2 pseudogenes are annotated in these 733 nt (G+C 71.8%); one reads left to right on the plus strand and one right to left on the minus strand.

The features are described 5' to 3' along the window. A pseudogene (locus tag APM_RS11595) lies at nucleotides 1-304 on the minus strand (hypothetical protein); the annotation flags it as partial. 19 nt (nucleotides 305-323) lie between these two features. Between APM_RS11595 and APM_RS20405 the strand changes: the two are divergent. Further along, nucleotides 324-733 (plus strand): annotated as a pseudogene (locus APM_RS20405) (MFS transporter); the annotation flags it as partial.

Raw genomic sequence — 733 nt, forward strand, 5'->3', positions numbered from 1 at the left:
AGTCGCCGCTCTCGACGGCGCTGCGGGCCCGCCGCACCGCATCGATCGCCGGTGTGCGGATCGCTCCGTTCACGCTGCCCTGCACATAGGAGTTGGTCAGCAGGTCCGTCTCCGCCCGGCCGAGCGCGACCCGCGCCCGCGTCGCCTGATGCGCCGCGACCGCCTGCCCGGCGATGCCGAGATAGGTCCCGGCCGAGGCGTCATAGGGCACGGATCCGCCCATGCGGGTCGGGGCCGGCGCCTGCGCGAGCGCCATGCCCCCCGTCAGGGCCAGCGCAAAACCAGTCAGCAGAACGGTCTTCATGATGGTCTCCTTCCTCGAAATGCCGCCCCTGCGGCACCGCGCCGCCGCGCAGGCGCGCGACAGCGGTCCCGGCGTGCAACTTTGGGTCCGGCACGGCGCGGGGCAACCATGCCCGCGTCACCGCACGATTAAACCGTTGTCACGAATTCCCGCCCCCGGCTTGACGGCAGCCGGTGCAGCGCTGGCAATTGGCGTCATGAACCGGATTCGCGCCATCGCCCTGATCGGCCTGCTCGGCTTTTCCTCCGGCCTGCCGCTCGCCCTGTCCGGCTTCACGCTGCGGCTCTGGCTCGCCCGCGCCAACCTGCCGCTGGAGGCAATCGGCTTCACCGCCAATCTCGGCATCGCCTATTCGCTCAAGTTCCTCTGGGCGCCGGCGCTCGACCAGTTCCGCCCGCCGCGCCCCTTCCGCGCGCTCGGCCGCAGGCG

Origin of the sequence: Acidiphilium sp. PM (assembly GCF_000219295.1) — a bacterium.
GTDB classification, from domain to species: Bacteria; Pseudomonadota; Alphaproteobacteria; order Acetobacterales; family Acetobacteraceae; genus Acidiphilium; species Acidiphilium multivorum.